The organism is Vibrio gallaecicus (genome assembly GCF_024347495.1).
GTDB classification, from domain to species: domain Bacteria; phylum Pseudomonadota; class Gammaproteobacteria; order Enterobacterales; family Vibrionaceae; genus Vibrio; species Vibrio gallaecicus.
Window position 1 is genome coordinate 1660835 of record NZ_AP025491.1, and the last position, 20229, is coordinate 1681063.

The following is a 20229-nucleotide window of genomic DNA, read 5'->3' on the forward strand; positions in this document are numbered from 1 at the left end:
AAATAGAGTCACTTCGGTGGCTCTATTTTTTTATGTGGATTACACAGAAGGTGCCTATATGTAACCTTGTCTTTGTGTTGCAGTTTACGTTTTGAAGATGAGCTAATTGTCTAGCATTTTGGACAACCTACAACCTACAACCTACAACCTATTTCATCTGCAATACGAGTGGGTGGACACCACTTCTCTATTTAGTTAGAGGTGCGGTTTTTTATTCACGGCTAGGGGAGGTCATTGTTACGTAACAAGTGATTTACATTGTAAATTTAAGCTATATAAGGGAAAGCGTTGGTGAATAGTTTAGTTCTGAGGTTTTTTGAAACGTGACAGATGTTTCATGTCATATAAATGGACTTAAAAATGTCGATTTATTGAACACACTCCTCATTTTTATAATCCCCACGATGAATTACGGAACTCTATCGGACAAGATGTGTCAATTGTCAGTAACTACACAAACCTGATAGGACGAAGGTATGCCAGATCTATATTGCAAAGCATGTAAAAGAACGACGTTACATAAGTCAGTGATGAGACGTTGTGAATTGGAAGCCGATACCCTTCCCGGTCGAATGCAGCAGTGGGCAGCTAAGTTTTTTAGTGGTGAGTGTTATTATGAAATGGAAAGACAGCACTTTTGTAGAACATGTAACTGTCGTTCTGAAAGCCAAAGTACTGTCCCTCAAACCCAGATTGGGCTAGCCTGACATTGCTATTGAGTTATTCTTTTAAGCATTAAGCATTAAGCATTAAGCAGCGTTGCTGAAGTGTAGTGTTGCTTCACCGTCAATCATGACTGGCCAACCATAACTTGCGTATTCTAGAGCTAAGACTCGCGCTACGTCTTTAGAGACTGTTGTGTGAGTCCATGAGCCTATTCCGTAAGGCTTGTATGCAAGTACTTGTGTCATCATTATCGAGTATCCTTCTCATATTTTTCTCTATTATTAGCTTTACCTTATTTAAGTTCTTGTCTGTATAGCTCAACTTATTTGTTACAAAGGTCATTATTATTTCAAGTTATGAATATCGAGCTCTCATATTTATGGTTGATCATTTAATATTTGTATTATTTATAATTTAGTGTGATTTTTGTTAATTAGGGTAGTGCTCTACCTAGGCTTGGCTGCTTACCTCACTTAATATTCGTTTCATGAATTGTGATCTCAAACTGTTTATTCTTACTCTATGTACTCTTCTCTGAGATAAACTTCCCTGCAATCAAAATGTAATTTAATTGTTAATTTGTGAAGGGACTTTTCTTCCTATTTTACCATTTAGAATATAATCCGATATTCAACGTCACATTAGAGTTTTTATGCCGCAGCATCATTTAGATCGTATTGATAAAGAAATACTACGAATTTTACATATGAAAGGGCGCTTGCCTGTTGTTGAGCTTGCTAAGCAAGTTAACTTGACAACTTCACCGTGCTCAGACCGATTGAAGCGACTTGAAAAAGAAGGTTTTATTAAGGGTTATCACGCAGAGCTGTGTTCAGAAAAACTGGGCTTGGATGTGCAAGTTTTTATCCATATTCGCTTGGATCAAACTAGTTTTTCAATCTTTGAGAAATTTGCTCAGGCAGTAGAAATGATGCCAGAAGTGGAAGAGTGCTACTCACTGTCTGGTGATTTTGACACTATGATTAAAGTCAGAGTGAAAGACATGAAAGCTTACCAAGCCTTTATGGCTACAAAATTGGGGACATTACCTGGAGTCATTCAAACTCGAAGTGAAGTTGTGATTGAAGAACACAAAACTGGCTTTGGCGTGAATGCTGAACTGCTGGATACTTTGCCCTAAGAAGCGGCTTACTTGAGAAAATACGAGCGCCTTTAGGGCAACTGTTTAAGCGAATATAAAAAATGGAAGCTCATGAGCTTCCATTTTTAATTCGGGAAGGCTGACCTATGTATCAATCAACTTCCATTGCTTGAGTGTCAATTCCGAGCTAAACAGTTTTGTAGTTGCAGAGCTTCAGAGTAATTCACACAGCATAGACTTATACAGTTAACGCTGCTGAGATTAAACCGATTAAACCGCCGAACACTCCGCCCCAAACAACAAGCCAGCCTAAGTGCTGCTTAATCATTTGTTGAACCATCTCTTTGACCAGTTTAGGTGTCAGTTCATTCAATCTTTGGTCGATAATCGCTTCGATGTTTTGTTTAATCTCATCCATCATCGCTGGAGACTCTAGCTCTTCTTTTATCGCATTTTTCACCGCATCACTTTGGCTGATCTCTACAACTGAAGCTTGCATCTTTTCTACAAATGGAGCCTTTAACGGTTGAAGAGCTTCTGTTCCGCCAACCATAGCAAGCATTCCGCCGAAAGAAGAGTTAGCGATCACTTCTACTAAAGAGTCGAAAGTGGGGTTGAAATCAATCTTGTTGATTACTGGCTCTAGGTTAAGTGACTTACCTGACATTTCGCTGTTTAGAAAGCGGTCAATATTATTGTCAGTGAAGAACTGTTCCATCATTAAATGCTTGATAGCGGCTTTGAATTCTTCAAAACGAGCGGGGATAACACCTGAGCCATATAGCCCCGGTACTTTTTCGAAAAGCATATGAATGGCTAGCCAGTTGGTGACGGCGCCAGAAAAAGCGAATAAACCGGCGTATAAAAGATATTGGCTCGGTAGCGAATAACCAGCACCTAGTAAAGCAAGTGCAAGGAGGTTAGTAAGAATACTTTTGTTCATGATTGATCTCGATATAAGTCATTGGCCGAGATTTTAAGAAAAAAAGATAAAATATGAAAGGAGAACATCGTGAGGTGGTAGGTAAAAGCAAGGCTAGCCTCCCCCCGAAGTCTAGCCTTATTCCAGAAACGCGCAAGCGAAGCGTCTTGGTTTATTGTGTGATTATAATGTTACAACATGTCGTTTTGCTATAGCTGCTTTGCAATTACTGGCCTACAAAGAGTGAAGTGAATCGCATGTTTTGTAACCAATATTTTTAATCTTCTTTTTCTTGTCCTAAATCGTCGCCAATGAAGCCACCTGTTTGGTGGGCCCATAATTGAGCATAGATACCATCTTGGCTGATTATCTCTTTATGGCTACCTTGTTCAACAATGTTACCTTGGTCAAGTACGATCAAACGATCCATTGCAGCAATGGTTGATAGGCGGTGTGCAATTGCAATAACCGTTTTGCCTTCCATCAGTTCAATCAAACTTTCTTGGATAGCAGCTTCAACTTCTGAATCGAGGGCTGAAGTAGCTTCATCAAGTATCAACAAAGGTGCGTTTTTCAGTAATACACGTGAAATGGCAATTCGTTGACGTTGGCCACCAGAAAGCTTCACGCCGCGCTCGCCGACTTGAGCATCATAACCAACATTACCAAACGGGTCGGTCAGAGTTTCCACAAACTCGTGAGCATGGGCTTGCTTAGTTGCGGCATACAGTTGTTCGTCGGTCGCATCTGGATTGCCATAAAGAATATTGTCTTTAATTGAACGGTGCAGCAATGAGGTATCTTGTGTCACCATGCCAATCTTGCTGCGTAGTGAGTCCTGTGTCACCGATGAAATCACTTGGTCATCAATGCGAATCTCACCACTTTCAACATCATGGAAACGCATTAGCAAGTTTACAAGGGTAGATTTACCCGCCCCTGAACGCCCAACTAATCCAACCTTTTCACCAGGTTTGATGTCTAAGTTTAGGTTATTGATGACACCTTTATTCTCACCGTAGTTGAAACTGACGTTATCAAAAGTGATACCACCTTGTGGAACGGTAAGTGGTTTAGCGTCAGGTTTATCTAAAATATCGACTGGCTTAGATAAGGTCTTAATACCATCAATTACGGTACCAAGGTTTTCAAAAAGCCCACCAATTTCCCACATGATCCACTTCGACATGCCATTAATACGCAGCGCTAAACTGATCGCAATGGCAATTGAACCGACACTAATCGCGCTGTCCATCCATAACATGATAGAAATGGCAGCAATACTGAATACCAGTAGATAGTTCGCAATCTCTACCCAAATATTAAAGGCTGTAACTAAGCGCATTTGTCTATGCACAGTATCTAAGAAACCTTCCATGCCTTCTTCAGCGTATTCGGTTTCTCGCTTACTATGAGAGAAAAGCTTCACTGTAGCGATGTTGGTGTAGCTATCTACAATGCGCCCTGTCATTAATGAACGGGCATCTGCTTGCTCTGAAGATACGTCTTTTAGTTTCGGTACATAATGCAGCTGAATACTAATATAAATGAATAGCCAGATAAGCATTGGAGCCATTAAGCGCCAATCTGCTTCAGCTAACATGAAAATCATGGCAGTGAAGTAGACAATCACATAGACAAACACATCGACCATTTTCATGACCGTTTCACGCACAGCCAGCGATGTTTGCATTACTTTTGTTGCTATTCGCCCTGCAAAGTCATCTTGGTAAAAAGATAAGCTTTGCTTCAGAAGGTAGCGGTGAGCCAACCATCGAATTGCCATTGGGTAATTACCAAGCAATGTTTGGTGAAGAAGCAATGAATAAATCGCGATGGTCACCGGCATAATGATTAGCAGCAACACACCCAAGCCAATTAGGGTTGATTGGTTATCTGCTAAGAAAGTTTCTGGGTTGCTTGTCGATAGCCAATCAACAAGTTGTCCCATAAAGCCGAATAATGATACTTCAATAACCGCAATTGCCATGCTCATTAAGCCAAGGATAATTAACGGTTTTTCAAAGCCTTTGGTGTAATGTCGACAAAATGCCAATATCCCGCTAGGCGGTTGTATTGGCTCATCCTTAGGGAAAGCTTCGGTGAAGCTTTCAAATTTCTTATACATATAGGTTTCCTTACAAAGCCTCATTCATGAGTGCTTAAAGCCATTTTTGTTGTTATTTCTTTTATATACTCTGTGACGTTACATATCTGAATGCCGATCTAAATGTTAAAAGTTTAGTGTTCTCGCTGTGATGGCGAGAAAAGTGCTGGGTTAAGTTTTCGTTATAATAAACAGGGAGTTTGCTTGAAAATTAGAAGAGATACCGCGTGACTCTGTCCGTTATGCTGCTGATTTTATAATCCTACCGTTTATTGGATTAAAATGTAACCAGATCAATGCTTTTACACATTTAGTTTATCTTGATAAATGAGTTGTTAACATCCTAGTAATGTTAAATGCGGTTCAAACAACAGTTAAAATTACGGCTATTTACTTATTAGTCAGTAAAAAAACGTTGTAGAAGGGAAAATAGCTGCGATTTCAGTGAATTTTAACGTAACATCTTGTTTACAATTCTCGTTAGTTAAATGAGGGGGATAGTCCAGATGTTAAGCCTACATAAAAAACCACTGCATGTTACCAACGTTCAAAATGCTAACTGCGTTGTTATGGTGCCACCTAAAGAGTTTCGTTTTAATGAAGAAACCGCGCGCGATAATGAATTTCAGCATCAAGTGAATTTAAGTGAAGCTGAAGTGAAACAACAGACTATGGATGAGTTTAAAACCATGGTGATGTTATTGCGTAAAGAAGGTGTGCAAGTTGTAGAGTTTGATTACCCTGAGTCTGATGTTGAAACTCCTGATGCCGTATTCCCTAATAATTGGTTTAGTTCATGTTCTGATGGCAGTTTGTATACGTTTCCTATGGCTTGTGAAAACCGCCAGCAAGAAGTTAAGCCTGATGCATTAGTTACCGCACTGGAAGAGTCTGGTCGTATTGTTAACCAAGTGGAGTCTCTTGAGTCTTACCTTAAAGAAGGCGCTTATTTGGAAAGCACAGGTGTGATGGTGATCGATCACATCAATAAAACGATTTATGCTGCACTGTCGCAACGTTGTGATCGTGAAGTGCTAGAAGATTATGCCAAACGTATTGGCTACAATCGTGTTGTGTCTTTTCAAACTGCTTTGCCTTCAGGGCACCCGATCTACCATACCAACGTAATGATGGCGATAGGTGACAATTTCTGCGTAATTTGTGATGAAGTCATTCCTGAGTTCGAAAGACGTTTTGTGATTAAATCTTTAGCGAAAGATAAGCAAGTGATCTCTATCTCTTTAGATCAAATGAACCGTTTTTGTGGCAATATTTTACAGTTAGAGACGATCAACGGAGATAAAGTTATTGCTATGTCTCAGTCAGCTTACGATGCCTTTTCACCCGCACAGCTCGCGCAATTATCGACTCACGGAAAGTTGCTGCCTTTCAACGTAAAAACGATTGAAGACATTGGCGGTGGTAGTGTTCGTTGCATGCTAGGTGAAGTATTCTTGCCTACCAGAGTCAATCAACTTTAATACCACTCCCCATTTTATGCGATAGCTTTTCATATGATCGACTTTTGCTTTAGTAGAGTTTATTTTTACTAAAGCAGTTGTCTCTGTGGAAATTGACACTTCTACTTCTACTTCTTAGCTCCTAACCTCATTCTCCAATAATTTTTTACTCTTATTTTCATCTATTTATATTGTTAGATTTATTACTAGCTTGGTTTCATATTTCTGATGTATAAATAACCACAAAATATCTATTGCAAATATAAATGATATTTGTTCTTATTCTCATCCGTTGGTTTTTACAGCCTAAAATGGAATTAAGAATGACTACATTATTACCCACTAAGAGCTTTCTCTCTTTAGCAATTAAAGCTTCATTTTCTACTCTTGTTATGACGACTTATGCCTTTGCGAATACAGGGACTTCTAGCCAAGAGTCTGACGTTGAGACCATGCAAGTCTATGGGCATCAATATGAGGGCTATGCTGAGCATATGCCGCAATCGGGAACGAAAACAGATGTCGAGTGGTTAGACGTTCCGCAATCTGTATCGGTAGTGACAAAAACTGAAATGGAAGACCGAGGCGCGGTACGTCTAGTGGATGCACTTGACGGCGTTGCTGGGGTGAATAACACGCTGGGCGAAGGAAGCCGAGATCAATTTGTCATTCGTGGCTTTGATGCTTTAAATGATATGTACCGAGATGGCATGCGTGACGACGGTACGCTTCAATCCTACCGCAGTTTAGCCAATATTGAACGAGTCGAAGTGGTTAAAGGCGCAGCAGGCGCTTTATATGGAAGAGGTTCTGCGGGCGGTATTATCAACTTAGTCACCAAGCGTGCGAATGGTGACACGTTTACCCATGTTAATGGCAGTGTTGGCAGTAATAGCCAGTATGTTGGCCAAGTCGATAGCTCATTTTCCTTTTCAGATAAGGTCAACGGACGTGTGAATCTAGAGTATCGCGAAGGAGACTCATACGTTGATCACGTTGATTCGAATGACTTCTTCATTGCACCGACTCTTCGTTTCTTACCCGCTCAAAACCATATCATTGATATTGATGTGGAATATGCTCATCAAGAATTGGTGCCATACCGTGGCGTTCCGTCACATAATGGTAAGCCAGTCGATGTACCCGTTGATACTTTCTATGGCGGCACCAATGATTATCAAAAGTCTGATAGTTTACGTCTAGCGGTCAATTATGAATGGCAGTTGAATCAAGATTGGGTGTGGAATAACCGAGCATCATACAGCCATATAGAATTAGAGCAGAAAGGTACACGCCAAGGGACAGTTACCGCAGGTGAAGTCTCACAAACGGTCAATAACTTTGGTTATGATCCCCGCACCACCACCACCCTCCAATCAGAATTGGTATGGGAAACCAGCGATAACCAACTGATGATTGGCGCGGATTACAATCAGATCAATATCGACTTAACGTTGGCGAGTGATAAAACTCTTCCTCCTAAAGATATTTATGATCCAGTAGTGGGACCAACTCCAGACCCTGGCTTCAAACCATTCCGTGATAACACGACCACTACCACAGGCATTTATATTCAAGACGTTTATACCTTAGGTGATTTATCGCTGATCGGTAATGTGCGTTATGACTCCATGGATCTTGAACAACAAAAAGCCGGTGCTGAAAAAGAAAACTTAGATGACGATAAAGTAAGTTATCGCGCCGGTTTGGTGTACCGAATTAGTGATGATGTTTCGGTTTACGGCAGCTTAGCGCGTTCATGGCAGTTGCCTTATTCAGGGATTTACATTAACCCCAAATTGGCAGAGTTCTTCCAAACAGATTTAAAGGAAGTGGGAGCCAAAGCCTACCTTCTTGATAACGCTTTAATGCTTAACGCCGCTATTTTCCAAATCGATCAAGAGCAACCTCAAACGAATACTGATGGGGATGTGATTGCCAAAATTGAAGCTCGTCACCAAGGTCTAGAACTTGAAGCCCGAGGAAAAATCACGGAAGAGTGGGACATCTCTGTGGGTTATAGCTACTTAGATGCGGAAGACAAAGATACAGGTAAAAAGCCAAATGATGTGTCTGACCACCTGTTTTCACTTTGGAGCACTTACCAACTGGATGACAACTGGCGTCTTGGTGGTGGGGTGAAATATGTAGGTGACCGTTATTCAGGTAACGATGAAGCGGTAGCTCTCGGCGATTACACCACGGTTGATCTGATGACGGCTTACACCACTGGATCACACAAAATACAAGCCAACGTTTATAACCTATTTGACGAAAAATACATTTTGGGTGCAACGAATGGCAAGTCGGGTCTGAATCAGATTGGTTACGGTGCTCCTGTCGAATTCATGTTGAGTTACGGATATCAATTCTAGCTCTTTATCAATAATAAAGAGCTATCAATACTGGAGCTCCATAAATACTAGAGTTTCATCAATAGCTTGCCCATGAAAACTCGAAAATAAACAAGCGTTTACAGCTTGTTATCGAAATTATTCATTTTTATCTTATTACTCAATATGAGTCTTAATTTTTTATGGCGACTTAAAAAAACAATTAAGTCGCCTAATTTTCTTTAAGGATTCCCATGTCTAACCAGAATTTGGATGGTGCATTACGTAATCATTTTCCGCGTCTTAGTTTTTTAAGCATTGCGGTTATGTCTGCCACTTCGATGAACGCTCTCGCGGCGTCTAACTCGAATGACAATGTGACGGCGATGGAAACGGTGGTGGTTACCGCAAGTGTTATCGGCAACTCTCAAGTGGAAGATGTCCGTGAGTACCCTGGTGCTCGTACGGTACTGACCAGTGAACAAATTGAAAAAACTGCGGCTCATTCTATTGATTCTGCTTTGCAAAGCGTTCCAGGCATCAAAGTGCAAGATGAAACGGGCACTGGAGTCTTGCCTAATATTTCAGTTAGAGGTTTAAAAGCAAGCCGAAGTGGTCATGCTCAGTTCTTGATGGATGGCGTGCCACTCACTTTGGCTCCATATGGTCATACTGGGCAATCCATTTTCCCAGCGACACTTTCTATGCTTGAAAGGATTGATATTGTTCGCGGTGGTGCTGCAGTTCAATACGGACCAAACAACGTTGGGGGTGTCATTAACTTAGTCACAAAGCCGATTCCTCACCAATGGCAGACAGAGATCAGTAACCGATTAACGGTATTTGAAGACGGTGATACACCTCTTAATGATTTTTACTTGAGAACCGGCGGCTGGTTAACGGACAGCTTAGCTTTACAGCTTGAGGGTAACTTCTTAAAGGGAGAAAGCTTCAGAGATCATTCCGATACGGACGTTAAGAACTTCCAAGCAAAAGTTCAGTGGTTACTGAGTGATACACAAGAGTTACAAGCTTTTATTCAGCGTTACGATGCCGATACTCAAATGCCTGGGGCATTATCGCCTGATGACTACAAGCAAGATCGCACTCAATCTAAACGCCCTTATGACGAATACCAAGGGCAATCTACACGTTGGAGCCTTAAATATCTTCATGATTTAGATATTGCCGATGGTGCTGAGTTTGAACTACTGACTTTTGGTCATAAGTCGGAACGTTTCTTCCAATGGGGCTTTAATAGCGCAGGTGGACATTGGGCTGATCCAGCTTTGCCATCTACTCATATTCGCACGTCCCCACGTGAATTCAATGTATACGGAATCGAGCCAAAATTGGCACTTTATGTCGGTCAAGGTAAATCCGTGAGCCAAAACTGGATTGTTGGTGCGCGTTACGTTAATGAAGATGTGGACTACAAATTAACTCAAACACCTATTGCGGGTGGTGCAACCGCAACACCACGTGATTGGCACTTGGATACGGATGCCTTCGCAGGTTATATCAGTAATGAAATTGGCTTCTTGAATGATACTTTAAAAGTCACGCCTGGGGTTCGCTATGAATCAATAGATATGGCATTTAAAGACATTGGAAAGAGTGAAAATGCGAACAACAAAGTGACGGAATGGTTACCAGGCTTAACGCTTGCTTATCACTTGAATGAAAATTGGGTTAGCTATGCGAACGCGCAGAAATCATTGAGAGCACCGCAAATTGCGTACATCCGAGGCTTGGGTGAAGAAGGCAGTGAGCTTGCGTGGAACTACGAATTAGGGGCGCGTTACACTCAACAATCCACTAGCTTTAATGTTGCGCTATACCGCATTGATTTTAAAGACCAACTTCAGTGGCAAAGTGGAACGCAAACCTTTGACAACATTGGTAAGACACTTCACCAAGGTATTGAAGTGTCTGGTCGTTACACTCCTGAATCTATGCAGGCGTTAAGCTTAGGGGCAAGCTATAACTTCCTAGATGCAACCCTTGAAGAAGACGGTGCGAATAAGGGAAATCAACTTCCTCATACATCACAGCATCAACTTAGTTGGGATGCCACTTACGCATTCACCAAAATTGATACAACGTTATCAGGTTTCTACTTCAGTGATGCGTATACCGATAATGCAAATACGAGTGAAGAAGATGCAACCGGAGCGAAAGGAAAAGTACCGTCTTACATGGTCTGGAACTTTAATTTAGGCACAGATCTTTATAAAGATGAAAACAACCTGTTACGTATGAATGTTGCGGTAAATAACCTCTTTGCTGAGGAATATTACTTCCGCGGAATTGATACCAGTCCTGTTGGGCGCTATCCGGCACCTGGACGCTCTTACACGCTTGATCTTAACTACCAGTTTTAACTCTAGTTAAATAAGAGATAAATAAAGTTAAATCAAAGTTATCTCAAGAAGTTGCCAATCTGAGCATGGAATGTGAGTTGGCAGCTTTTTGACTTGTAAGTTAATCAATTTACAAGCGAATCAATTTTTAAACCTGTTAATTTATCAGGTTATGGAATGTGAAAAGATGAATAATAAAATACAGTGGAACTGGGTATATGCCATCTTCGGAGCTGTAATGATGTTGCTGTCTCCTTTTTCGAGTGCTGAAATACGCACGGTAAAGGATGAACAAGGTCAGTTTCAAATCGAGTCAGTACCGACACGAATTGTGGTGCTTGAGTTTTCTTTTGTAGATGCTTTGGCTGCGGTTGGAGTGTCGCCGATTGGAGTGGCTGATGATAATGATGAAACTCGGGTGATTGCTTCTGTTCGGTCAAAAATTGGTAAGTGGCAATCCGTTGGTATGCGATCTCAGCCAAGCTTGGAAGCCATTGCGGTATTGAAGCCTGATTTGATTATTGCAGATGCAGAAAGGCACCGAACTATTTATCAAGATCTACAACGCATTGCCCCGACTTTATTGCTTAAAAGCCGAGGTGAAACATATGAAGAAAACTTAGAATCGGCTCAAAAAATTGGCGTTGCGTTAGATAAAGAAGTGAAAATGGCGCTGCGTATAAAGCAGCATCAACATCATATGGCTCAAAGCAAAAACCGATTAGTCAGTAAAGAAACGGTTCAATTTGCAGTCGTTTCGGATAAAGGCATGTGGCTTCATAGCCCTGTTTCCTACGCTGGTGGGGTGTTAAGTTCTCTTGGAATTTTAAGCCCTCTTGCTAAACAGGAAGAAGACAAAACTCCTTCCGAAGATCTACATTCAGGTAAAGCCTACCTACCGACAAGCTTTGAGTTCTTATTAAAAACAAACCCTGATTGGCTGTTGGTTGGTGCTTATTCACAACCCAATATTGTGGATGAATGGAAAAACAACCCTTTATTCAAGATCCTAAAATCATCAAAAAAAGAGCAAGTGGTCGAAGTGTCTCCGGCACTATGGTCTTTAAATCGTGGCATGCTTGCCGCTGAAGAAATTGCTCATGAGCTTGAGACTTTACTAGGTCACTAATGAATATGTCTGTTCTTACACAGGGTAAAGCGATGGTTAAGCCGCATTGGCGCACCGTCGCTTTTACGGTTTTGGTGGTGTTCATTACTTGTTCCGGCTATGCCGCGTCTATGCTGGGTTGGTCGAATTTTTCATTAACATTAAACAGCCTATTTCAGTATTGGTTCCACTTTGATGAAGCCAATATGATACAGCAGATTTTAGCAACGCTTCGTGCGCCACGCGCTCATGCTGGCTTAATGATTGGAGCATGTCTGGCTGTTGCGGGTGTGTTAATGCAAGGGCTCACTCGTAACCCATTAGCTTCACCCTCCATTCTTGGTATCAACGCTGGTGCTGCATGTTTTATGGCTCTTGCCTCTATCGGGGTTCCAGTTTTAAGCCAAATCAACCCTGTTTTAAATGCGGTGACAGGTGCACTGCTCAGTGGTATTACAGTCATGATTTTGGGCGGCTTTTTTTCTTCTCGCTTTCACCCACTACGTTTAGTTTTAGCTGGAATTGCGGTTAGTGCTTTGCTTATTGGTTTAACTCGCGCTGCGGTGATCTTAGCGGATGACATGGCTTACAGCGTACTGCACTGGCTAACAGGATCGCTTTCAAGTGTCGATGCTTCTCAATGGCAACTGCTTTGGCCGCCAGCATTATTGGGGCTGATTTTAGCCATGGGTTTAGCGCGCAACTTGAATCTATTATCGTTAGGTGAAGAAGTGGCTGTTGGGCTAGGCAGTAATGTATCAATGACTCGGTTAGCCAGCGGAGTCGCGATAGTTTTGCTCGTGGGAAGCTGCGTGGTGATAGCCGGTCCTATTGGCTTTGTCGGTTTGCTTGTCCCTCATTTAGTGAGACCAATAGTCGGTCATAATTACCACGTGCTTATTCCTGTTTCTGCTTTAAGTGGAGCGGCATTGGTCGTGTGGTCTGATGCGCTATCTCGCTCGATTGCGTTCCCGGTAGAAACCCCCGTCGGCGTAATTACTGCATTACTTGGGACGCCTTGCTTCATTGTTATTGCTGTGAGGAGATCCTTATGAGCCTTACCGCCAAGTTGATGGCTTTATTGACACTATTGATTGTGTTTTCTTTTGCGACGCTTTTCGCTGGTGCTGCTCAAATGCCTTCTGGACAAGTGATCGATCATCTCTTTGCCTTCTCGAATACCGATTTTGTTATTCACCAATATCGCTTACCCCGAATGGTACTGGCGATTGGTGTCGGCGCGGGGTTAGGGCTCTCGGGCGTTTTAGTTCAAGGGGTTATCCGTAACCCGCTAGCGTCCCCCGATCTCATGGGAATAAGTGCTGGTGCAGGGCTCGCGGCGACTGCATGTTTAGTGTTGTTCCCTAATGCCCCCGTATCACTTCTTCCTTTTGTTGCTATGTTTGGTGGTTTATTTGCAGCAGGTTTGATTGCGGTACTGGCTTATTGGTCAAAACCCACAGCGGCTCGACTTGCTTTAATTGGTATTGCAGTCAGTGCCTTTCTCGCGAGTGGCATCGATTTTTTATTGATCGTCAATCCAGTTGAAATTAACACTGCAATGGTCTGGTTAACGGGCAGTTTGTGGGGGCGAAATTGGCAGCAAGTCCCTTATATTTGGTTCATTTTACTTCTGTTACTGCCATTGGCTTTTTGGCTTGCGTGGCGTTTAGATGTGATGGGACTTGGTGATGAAAGTGCGACAACACTTGGAGTGGCTCCTAAAAAAATCCAAATATGGGCGTTGATCGCAGCAGTCTTGCTTGCCAGCGTCAGTGTGTCTGTTGCGGGTACCATTAGTTTTGTTGGGTTGCTTGCTCCTCACTTAGCGCGTTTGTTGTTTGGTCATAATCATAAATTCTTAGTCCCAAGTGCCGCTATTCTCGGTGCCTTACTCGTGGTTTGCGCTGATGGCCTTGCTCGGGGTATCCAGCCGCCAATTGAACTACCCGCAGGTGTATTAACGTCTGTGATTGGCGCACCGTATTTCATCTTTCTACTGTATCGTTATCGAGGTTGGTAAACATGCTACAAACGCAGAACCTTTCCGTCGCGTACGGCAAGCAAACCATCATTCAAGATTTGTCTTTGAATATTCCTAAAGGGAAAATTACGGCTCTTGTAGGGCCTAATGGCTGTGGCAAATCCACCTTATTGAAAACCTTGGTGCGTATAAATAAACCGTCTTCTGGGGAAGTACTGTTTGAGGGTAAAGCCATTAGCAGTTATCAAGATAAATCTTTAGCTCGCTTTTTGTCGCTATTGCCTCAAATCTTAGTTAGCCCCGAAGGAATTACTGTTAGGAAGCTGGTGGAGTACGGCCGCTCACCTTATTTATCTCATTGGGGGCGTCTGAATCAGGAAGATAAAAAGATCGTTGAACAAGCCATGTTAGATACAGGGGTGGCGGAATTTGCAGATAAACCGGTTGAGTCGCTATCTGGAGGTCAAAGGCAAAGGGCTTGGATTGCAATGGTGATGGCTCAAGATACAGATATTGTGATGCTGGATGAGCCGACCACTTACTTGGATATGTCCCATCAAGTGGAACTCATGAACTTAATGAGGCAAATGAACGACAATGGCAAAACCGTTGTTGTGGTGTTGCACGATTTAAATCAAGCTTGCCGCTACTGTGACCATTTGATCGTTCTAGCGCAAGGAGCCTTAGTCACACAGGGATCACCAGAAGAAGTCTTTACCGAATCATTACTTAATGATGTTTTCGATCTAAAAGCCAAAGTCTTCAGCGATCCTGTTTCCGGCACTCCAATGTGTGTTGCGGTGTAGGGGATAGGTCGAAGCTAGACGTAGAGAGGCAAGATAGACGTAGTGGTATAAATAAATTTCGATACTTTTCGGTCATTGAGATGTTTATAGCGAGTATGATGAGTGAATGAAGCTTGTTTAAAGTATGAAAAATTGCTTAATGCTAAGAACGTCAGACAACGAAAGGTATTCGTATGCAACAGTTAAAAAACCAAAGCTTACTGTCTTTTATGGTTACAGAATCAGACAGTGCTCTTGCTGTCAGCAACCCCGCGACTGCTGACATTATCGGTTATGCTCCAATTTCAAGTGACGCTGAAATAAAAGCTGACATTGAGCGTTCGCATACGGCGCAAAAAGACTGGGCAGCCCTACCTGCGAAAACTCGTTCAGGGTTTTTACAACGCTGGTTTGAATTACTGCTAGAGAGCCAAGAAGATTTAAGCCGTTTAATGACCTTAGAGCAAGGTAAACCACTACATGAAGCGCAAGGTGAAGTGCTCTATGGGGCAAGTTTCATTGAATGGTTTGCAGAAGAAGCTAAGCGAACATATGGCGAAACCATTCCCGCTCATTCTGGTGATAAACGCTTTGTTACCATCAAACAACCAATTGGCGTTGCATGTGCGATTACTCCTTGGAATTTCCCTATTGCGATGATCACTCGCAAAGCGGCTCCGGCATTGGCTGCTGGGTGCAGCTTTATCGTAAAGCCTTCAGAACTGACGCCCTTATCAGCGTTTGCTGTGGTTGAATTGGCCTATCAAGCTGGCATTCCGCGTGATGTCATAAAAGTAGTGTTAGGAAATACAGCACCTCAAGTGGGAGATATTTTCACTTCACATCCATTGATACGAAAACTGTCATTCACCGGTTCGACTAGAGTTGGAAGCCTGTTAATGCAGCAAAGTGCGCATGATATTAAACGTACTTCCATGGAGCTAGGCGGCAATGCGCCCTTTATTGTATTTGCAGACGCAGATATTGATGCTGCGGTAAAAGGCGCACTGGCGTCTAAATTTCGTAATGCTGGGCAAACTTGTGTCTGCGCGAACCGCTTTTATATTCACAGCAATGTGTACGACACCTTTGTGACTAAGTTAGATGCTGAGGTGCAAAAGCTAAAAGTAGGGAATGGCTTAGAAAACGATGTGAATATTGGTCCCGTGATTAGTGAGTCGGCAAAGACGGGTATCCAATCTAAAATTGACCGAGCAATCGAGCAAGGTGCAATTCCTGTCACTCCTATCCAAACGTTACCTGGGTTATTCATGCAGCCAGTGGTACTTCGAAATGTGTCTCATGATATGGATATCGTCCAGCAAGAGATCTTCGGTCCTGTGGCACCAATCATGCGCTTTGACAGTGATGAAGAGTTAATCCATATGGCTAACGACACTATTTACGGCTTAGCGGCGTATTTTTATAGTCAGAATATTCATCGAGTATGGAAAATTGCTGAAGCGTTGGAATATGGCATGGTGGGGATTAATGAAGGGATCATTTCAACAGAAGTTGCCCCTTTTGGTGGAATCAAGCAGTCGGGTATTGGGCGAGAAGGTGCTAAACAAGGCATCGATGAATATTTGGATGTGAAGTATTTATGTTTTGGCGGTAATTAATCCGTTATTTACTCATGTTTATAATTCCCAATTTTGTCATCCTGCATCATTGGGAATACAAAACCGGTTAGGCCCTTTTATGAGCGAATATAAATAGGGCAATATAAGAAATTAGTTTAATTCTTCGAATAAAACTTGCCCGTTGGCGTATAGTGTATAATTAAAGTTAACTTCAAGTTAATGTCTTTTTTATATTCGCCTCATCGTTGTATTTTAGGTTTAACATCATGATAAATAATAACTACCTAACCGTAGGGCAACTTTCAGAAAGAAGTGGGGTTGCGGCATCGGCTCTGCGTTTTTACGAAACTAAGAATCTTATTTCGTCGATAAGGACCAACGGTAATCAACGTCGATATAACACCTCTATGCTGCGTAGAATTGCTCTTATTCAAGTCGCACAATCTGTCGGTTTCACGCTTGAGGAAATCACGGTTGAGCTTGCTAGTTTACCGATGAACAAAACACCGACTAAGCGAGACTGGGAAAAGGTCGCGAAGAAGTGGCAAAAAGATCTCGATACCAAAATGAAACAAATCCAGTCTTTGAGTGATAACTTAACGGGCTGTATAGGTTGCGGTTGCTTAAGCATGAAAAAATGTCATTTACTCAACCCTGAAGACATTCTGCATGAAAATGGAAATGGTGCGCAGCGGTTAGTCGATGAATTTGAAGACGAAGGCAGTAAGTAATGAGCCGCCCATTTCAATTTAGAACCATTCTTTTAGCCTGCTTAATTATCAGTGTTGGTCAACTGAGCATGGGTTTGGTATTTCCGTCACTGCCTTGGATAGCGAAAGACTTTTCTATCTCGCTTGAAGAAGCTCAACTGCTTGTCAGTATTTATCTATTGGGCTTTGGACCTTCTCAGTTTATTTACGGACCTATTTCAGACGCATTAGGGCGTAAGAAAGTGCTACTGACAGGGCTGTTTATTGCTTTGCTCGGTTTGTTGATGATCATCTTTTTGAGTGATTCCTTTACTGGAATTGTGATGGGGCGTTTCCTGCAAGGGTTAGGCACAGGGTGCTGCGCCGTACTTGCTAGGGCATCAACGCGTGATCGCTTCAGTGGTGCAGAACTGCCTGTTGCGATGTCTTATATTGCTATGGCTGCCTCAATTACTCCTTTAATTGCACCTGTGCTTGGCGGTTTCATCAACTTCCACTTCGGTTGGAGTATGGTGTTCATCTCTTTGTTTGGTTATGTCTCATTAGCGTGGGTGGTGATTGCGTTTCGTTTTAAAGAAACGGTGACTGAGCGTTCAAGTATTCCATCGGTCAAGAATATGGTGCTGCAATACAAAGATCTGCTGACCTCACGTTACTTTATGAGTTTTGCGAGTATTGGTTGGCTGAATTTTAGCTTAATGATCACCACGGTTTCCGTGATGCCTTTTATTATGCAAAATCAAATTGGAATGACTTCAGATGAATATGCAATGTGGGCGGTGATTCCTGCGTTGGGTATGCTGGGCGGCACCAGTATTTGTAATCGATTTCGCCCTATTTTAGGTAGCAAGAAAATGCTGCTATGCACGCCAGTTTTGCATGTAGCAGCGGCTCTGTGGTTCTTTTTATGCCCCGTTGAACCTTTGTATCTGATGCTTGGTCAACTGCTAATGATTTTGGGTAACGGTATTGCCTTGCCTTGTGCACAAGCATTAGTCATGCAGCCTTATAAGAAAAATGCAGGCGCAGCGGCTGCGATGTCGGGCGGCGGGCAAATGGTGGTGTCATCGCTAGTCAGTATGGGATTGGTGAAGTTAGGTTTAGGTGAAGCGTGGCACTTATCCTTCGTGATTATTGTATTTACCATGATTACGTTGATGAACATTTTCCGCGGATTTAACAGCGAAGCATAGTTTATGAAGAGCATGTGCTGAGTAAACTGAAGCTGTCTAGAAACTAAAACGGGCTAGCAACTAAACCGGATAAAGCGGAGGCTAAAATGAAATGGAGCTTTAATATTGAAGATGCAAGCCAGATATTCGTTGGCGCATTTGCTTTAGCAGTACCTATCTCTTTTTCTGAAGAAGCGTGGCGATTGGGGGAAACCTTACCAGCCACTAATTTAATGCTGCTGTTTACTCTGTCAGTTGTGTTCCTTGGGTTATATACCTATGAAAGTGTCTTTCAGAGACAAATCAGTAATAGGAAGTGGGTGTTCGTTTCTCGAATCGTCATTGCTTATTTAATGGCGGCTTTTGTCGTTGCGTTAGTGCTGTTTTGTATTGATAAGTTGCCTTTGATTGATGATCCTATCGTTTCGTTTAAGCGGGTCATTGTGATCACCATGCCTGCTTCAATGGGCGCGATTATTGTGGATAGTTTTGATAAAGAATAACGTTTACTTGAACCCTTAATCAGGCTGCCAAAGAACAAGTATGATTTTCTACTTTGTACAATGAAATTGATATACTATAAATGTGATTTAATAATACAAATAAAGAAGTTCCAATATGAGTAATGTATACAAGCAAGCCGCTCAAGAGCTATTAAGCCGTAGAGTCGCTGGAAAGAAAGCGCCATGTTTAAGCGCAGACCTTCGCCCGAGTAATGTTGAAGACGCGCTGTGCATTCAATCGGCAATGATGGAACTGCATGATGACAGTGTGGCGGGTTGGAAATGCTTGCAACCATTAGCGGGAGGTAAGTTGGTTGTGGGACCTATCTTCGCCAATGACATGCAGCAGGGCGAGCATTGTGAGCTTTATGCAGACAAAGGCGTAGTACGCATTGAGCCAGAAATTGCGTTTGTGTTATCGAAAGGGTTGCCTGCAAATAGTGAAGGCTACACTGAGGCACAAATCAATGATGCTATTGGCTCTTGTCATATGGCTTTGGAACTCATTCAAGCACGCTATGCAGCAGACAGCGGGGCAGAATTTCCAGATTTATTAGCTGATGGGCTAGCGAATCAAGGTTTGTTTATTGGTCCTGAAATTGAGCGTGATAAAGCGTTCTCGGCAGCCTCTATCGCGATTGAAGTTACTCAGGGGGATAACACGCAGTCTTTTGCTGGTGTTCACCCAAATGATAACTCAGTCAGTCCTATCTACTGGTTAGTGAATTACATGACTCGCAGAGGCGTTAATTTTCAAGCAGGTGAAGCGTTGATTACAGGTTCTTACTGCGGTGTTGTTGCTGTTGAGTTTAATCAACTTACCCAAGTTACCTACAGTGGGTTGGGTCAATATGAAGTGACTTTTACTGAAAAACAGTAGAGTCATAATAAGCTGGCAATTTTGCGTTTTAAGCCGCATTTCTGGTTGAGATTTACTTCTATACTAACGAACAATCAGACTATAAAAGGAAATGCCGATGCTAAATGAAAACCATGCTTTTATTTTAGATTTTCCAGAGCTTAAACTCGATATTGTCCAGCTAAATCATGATGATGCAGTATTCAAAGCCGCTCTCCAAAAATATCATGAGCTTGATTATGACATTCGCCAATTAGAAATTTCTGGTAGCCCGATTGATGACGATAATATGCACAATCTTAAAGTTGAACGCATGGAGCTTAAAGACAAACTGCATACACAACTGGTAAGGCATCACGCTGCGGTGAATTAATCACTGACAGATATTCCCGTACTTCTCGGATCATCATGATTTAGGTGGTTGGTATAAGTATCGTAAACGTTCGCTTTACGGTACTTATCTTCAAATTATTTCTTCTCTCTATTCTCTTTCTTTCTCAGCCTTCTCTTTTTCGCATAACCAGCTTTAGTTTGCTGTTAATCAAAATTGGCTCTTCTGCACTTTATTTTTT

General features: G+C 42.2%; 18 protein-coding genes. 15 read left to right on the forward strand and 3 right to left on the reverse strand.

Annotated elements, in window-relative coordinates:
- Positions 1–476 precede the first annotated feature (476 nt).
- A complete protein-coding gene (locus tag OCU78_RS22245; protein ID WP_137371830.1) occupies positions 477–707 on the forward strand; it encodes a hypothetical protein in 231 nt (76 codons plus the stop codon).
- Positions 708–749: 42 nt separating this feature from the next.
- On the opposite strand, the gene OCU78_RS22250 is transcribed toward OCU78_RS22245, so the two are convergent.
- The gene (locus tag OCU78_RS22250) at positions 750–914 is read right to left on the reverse strand and encodes a hypothetical protein (RefSeq protein ID WP_167493981.1); all 165 of its coding nucleotides are present in this window, start codon (positions 912–914) and stop codon (positions 750–752) included.
- A 404-nt stretch (positions 915–1318) separates the two neighbouring features.
- Here OCU78_RS22250 and OCU78_RS22255 point away from each other — a divergent pair, with 404 nt between their 5' ends.
- A complete protein-coding gene (locus tag OCU78_RS22255; RefSeq protein ID WP_137371831.1) occupies positions 1319–1807 on the forward strand; it encodes an Lrp/AsnC family transcriptional regulator in 489 nt (162 codons plus the stop codon).
- A 199-nt stretch (positions 1808–2006) separates the two neighbouring features.
- Here the strand turns inward: OCU78_RS22255 and OCU78_RS22260 are convergent, their stop codons facing one another.
- Positions 2007–2711, reverse strand: a complete 705-nt coding sequence (locus tag OCU78_RS22260) for a DUF445 family protein (protein ID WP_137371832.1) — start codon at positions 2709–2711, stop codon at positions 2007–2009.
- A 256-nt stretch (positions 2712–2967) separates the two neighbouring features.
- Positions 2968–4818 (reverse strand): ABC transporter ATP-binding protein, encoded by a 1851-nt coding sequence (locus tag OCU78_RS22265; protein WP_137371833.1) that lies wholly within the window; start codon positions 4816–4818, stop codon positions 2968–2970.
- Positions 4819–5303: 485 nt separating this feature from the next.
- Between OCU78_RS22265 and OCU78_RS22270 the strand changes: the two genes are divergently transcribed.
- The 13 genes from OCU78_RS22270 (at position 5304) to OCU78_RS22330 (ending at position 20030) form a co-directional block, all read left to right on the forward strand.
- Complete coding sequence (locus OCU78_RS22270) at positions 5304–6278, forward strand: arginine deiminase-related protein (protein ID WP_137371834.1); 975 nt, start codon at positions 5304–5306, stop codon at positions 6276–6278.
- A gap of 371 nt (positions 6279–6649) precedes the next feature.
- Positions 6650–8632 (forward strand): TonB-dependent receptor, encoded by a 1983-nt coding sequence (locus tag OCU78_RS22275; protein ID WP_373367615.1) that lies wholly within the window; start codon positions 6650–6652, stop codon positions 8630–8632.
- 212 nt (positions 8633–8844) lie between these two features.
- The gene (locus tag OCU78_RS22280) at positions 8845–10974 is read left to right on the forward strand and encodes a TonB-dependent receptor family protein (protein WP_137371836.1); all 2130 of its coding nucleotides are present in this window, start codon (positions 8845–8847) and stop codon (positions 10972–10974) included.
- A gap of 166 nt (positions 10975–11140) precedes the next feature.
- Positions 11141–12082 (forward strand): Fe(3+) dicitrate ABC transporter substrate-binding protein, encoded by a 942-nt coding sequence (locus OCU78_RS22285; protein WP_240701684.1) that lies wholly within the window; start codon positions 11141–11143, stop codon positions 12080–12082.
- 32 nt (positions 12083–12114) lie between these two features.
- Entirely contained in the window at positions 12115–13116 is a 1002-nt protein-coding gene (locus OCU78_RS22290) for a FecCD family ABC transporter permease (protein WP_373367616.1), read from the forward strand.
- Positions 13113–14084, forward strand: a complete 972-nt coding sequence (locus tag OCU78_RS22295) for a FecCD family ABC transporter permease (RefSeq protein ID WP_137371838.1) — start codon at positions 13113–13115, stop codon at positions 14082–14084. The genes OCU78_RS22290 and OCU78_RS22295 overlap by 4 nt, the downstream gene beginning before the upstream one ends.
- 2 nt (positions 14085–14086) lie before the next feature.
- Positions 14087–14851, forward strand: a complete 765-nt coding sequence (gene fecE / locus OCU78_RS22300; protein ID WP_137371839.1) for a Fe(3+) dicitrate ABC transporter ATP-binding protein FecE — start codon at positions 14087–14089, stop codon at positions 14849–14851.
- Positions 14852–15024: 173 nt separating this feature from the next.
- The gene (locus OCU78_RS22305; protein ID WP_137371840.1) at positions 15025–16452 is read left to right on the forward strand and encodes an NAD-dependent succinate-semialdehyde dehydrogenase; all 1428 of its coding nucleotides are present in this window, start codon (positions 15025–15027) and stop codon (positions 16450–16452) included.
- Between the two features lie 227 nt (positions 16453–16679).
- On the forward strand, positions 16680–17144 hold the full coding sequence (gene soxR / locus OCU78_RS22310; protein ID WP_137371841.1) for a redox-sensitive transcriptional activator SoxR: 465 nt from the start codon (positions 16680–16682) through the stop codon (positions 17142–17144).
- Positions 17144–18316, forward strand: a complete 1173-nt coding sequence (locus OCU78_RS22315; RefSeq protein WP_137371842.1) for a multidrug effflux MFS transporter — start codon at positions 17144–17146, stop codon at positions 18314–18316. Before soxR ends, OCU78_RS22315 begins: the two co-directional genes overlap by 1 nt.
- Positions 18317–18402: 86 nt before the next feature.
- A complete protein-coding gene (locus OCU78_RS22320) occupies positions 18403–18798 on the forward strand; it encodes a DUF2391 family protein (RefSeq protein WP_137371843.1) in 396 nt (131 codons plus the stop codon).
- A 115-nt stretch (positions 18799–18913) separates the two neighbouring features.
- Positions 18914–19678: a 2-keto-4-pentenoate hydratase gene (locus tag OCU78_RS22325; protein ID WP_137371844.1), complete on the forward strand. Its 765-nt coding sequence runs from the start codon at positions 18914–18916 to the stop codon at positions 19676–19678.
- Positions 19679–19775: 97 nt separating this feature from the next.
- Positions 19776–20030 (forward strand): YdcH family protein, encoded by a 255-nt coding sequence (locus tag OCU78_RS22330; protein ID WP_137371845.1) that lies wholly within the window; start codon positions 19776–19778, stop codon positions 20028–20030.
- Positions 20031–20229 lie beyond the last annotated feature (199 nt).

Coding starts and splice junctions, on each gene's coding strand:
- OCU78_RS22245 (WP_137371830.1), top strand. CDS start 477: ATGCCAGATCTATATTGCAAAGCATGTAAAAGAACGACGTTACATAAG.
- OCU78_RS22250 (WP_167493981.1), bottom strand. CDS start 914: ATGATGACACAAGTACTTGCATACAAGCCTTACGGAATAGGCTCATGG.
- OCU78_RS22255 (WP_137371831.1), top strand. CDS start 1,319: ATGCCGCAGCATCATTTAGATCGTATTGATAAAGAAATACTACGAATT.
- OCU78_RS22260 (WP_137371832.1), bottom strand. CDS start 2,711: ATGAACAAAAGTATTCTTACTAACCTCCTTGCACTTGCTTTACTAGGT.
- OCU78_RS22265 (WP_137371833.1), bottom strand. CDS start 4,818: ATGTATAAGAAATTTGAAAGCTTCACCGAAGCTTTCCCTAAGGATGAG.
- OCU78_RS22270 (WP_137371834.1), top strand. CDS start 5,304: ATGTTAAGCCTACATAAAAAACCACTGCATGTTACCAACGTTCAAAAT.
- OCU78_RS22275 (WP_373367615.1), top strand. CDS start 6,650: ATGACGACTTATGCCTTTGCGAATACAGGGACTTCTAGCCAAGAGTCT.
- OCU78_RS22280 (WP_137371836.1), top strand. CDS start 8,845: ATGTCTAACCAGAATTTGGATGGTGCATTACGTAATCATTTTCCGCGT.
- OCU78_RS22285 (WP_240701684.1), top strand. CDS start 11,141: ATGAATAATAAAATACAGTGGAACTGGGTATATGCCATCTTCGGAGCT.
- OCU78_RS22290 (WP_373367616.1), top strand. CDS start 12,115: ATGGTTAAGCCGCATTGGCGCACCGTCGCTTTTACGGTTTTGGTGGTG.
- OCU78_RS22295 (WP_137371838.1), top strand. CDS start 13,113: ATGAGCCTTACCGCCAAGTTGATGGCTTTATTGACACTATTGATTGTG.
- fecE (WP_137371839.1), top strand. CDS start 14,087: ATGCTACAAACGCAGAACCTTTCCGTCGCGTACGGCAAGCAAACCATC.
- OCU78_RS22305 (WP_137371840.1), top strand. CDS start 15,025: ATGCAACAGTTAAAAAACCAAAGCTTACTGTCTTTTATGGTTACAGAA.
- soxR (WP_137371841.1), top strand. CDS start 16,680: ATGATAAATAATAACTACCTAACCGTAGGGCAACTTTCAGAAAGAAGT.
- OCU78_RS22315 (WP_137371842.1), top strand. CDS start 17,144: ATGAGCCGCCCATTTCAATTTAGAACCATTCTTTTAGCCTGCTTAATT.
- OCU78_RS22320 (WP_137371843.1), top strand. CDS start 18,403: ATGAAATGGAGCTTTAATATTGAAGATGCAAGCCAGATATTCGTTGGC.
- OCU78_RS22325 (WP_137371844.1), top strand. CDS start 18,914: ATGAGTAATGTATACAAGCAAGCCGCTCAAGAGCTATTAAGCCGTAGA.
- OCU78_RS22330 (WP_137371845.1), top strand. CDS start 19,776: ATGCTAAATGAAAACCATGCTTTTATTTTAGATTTTCCAGAGCTTAAA.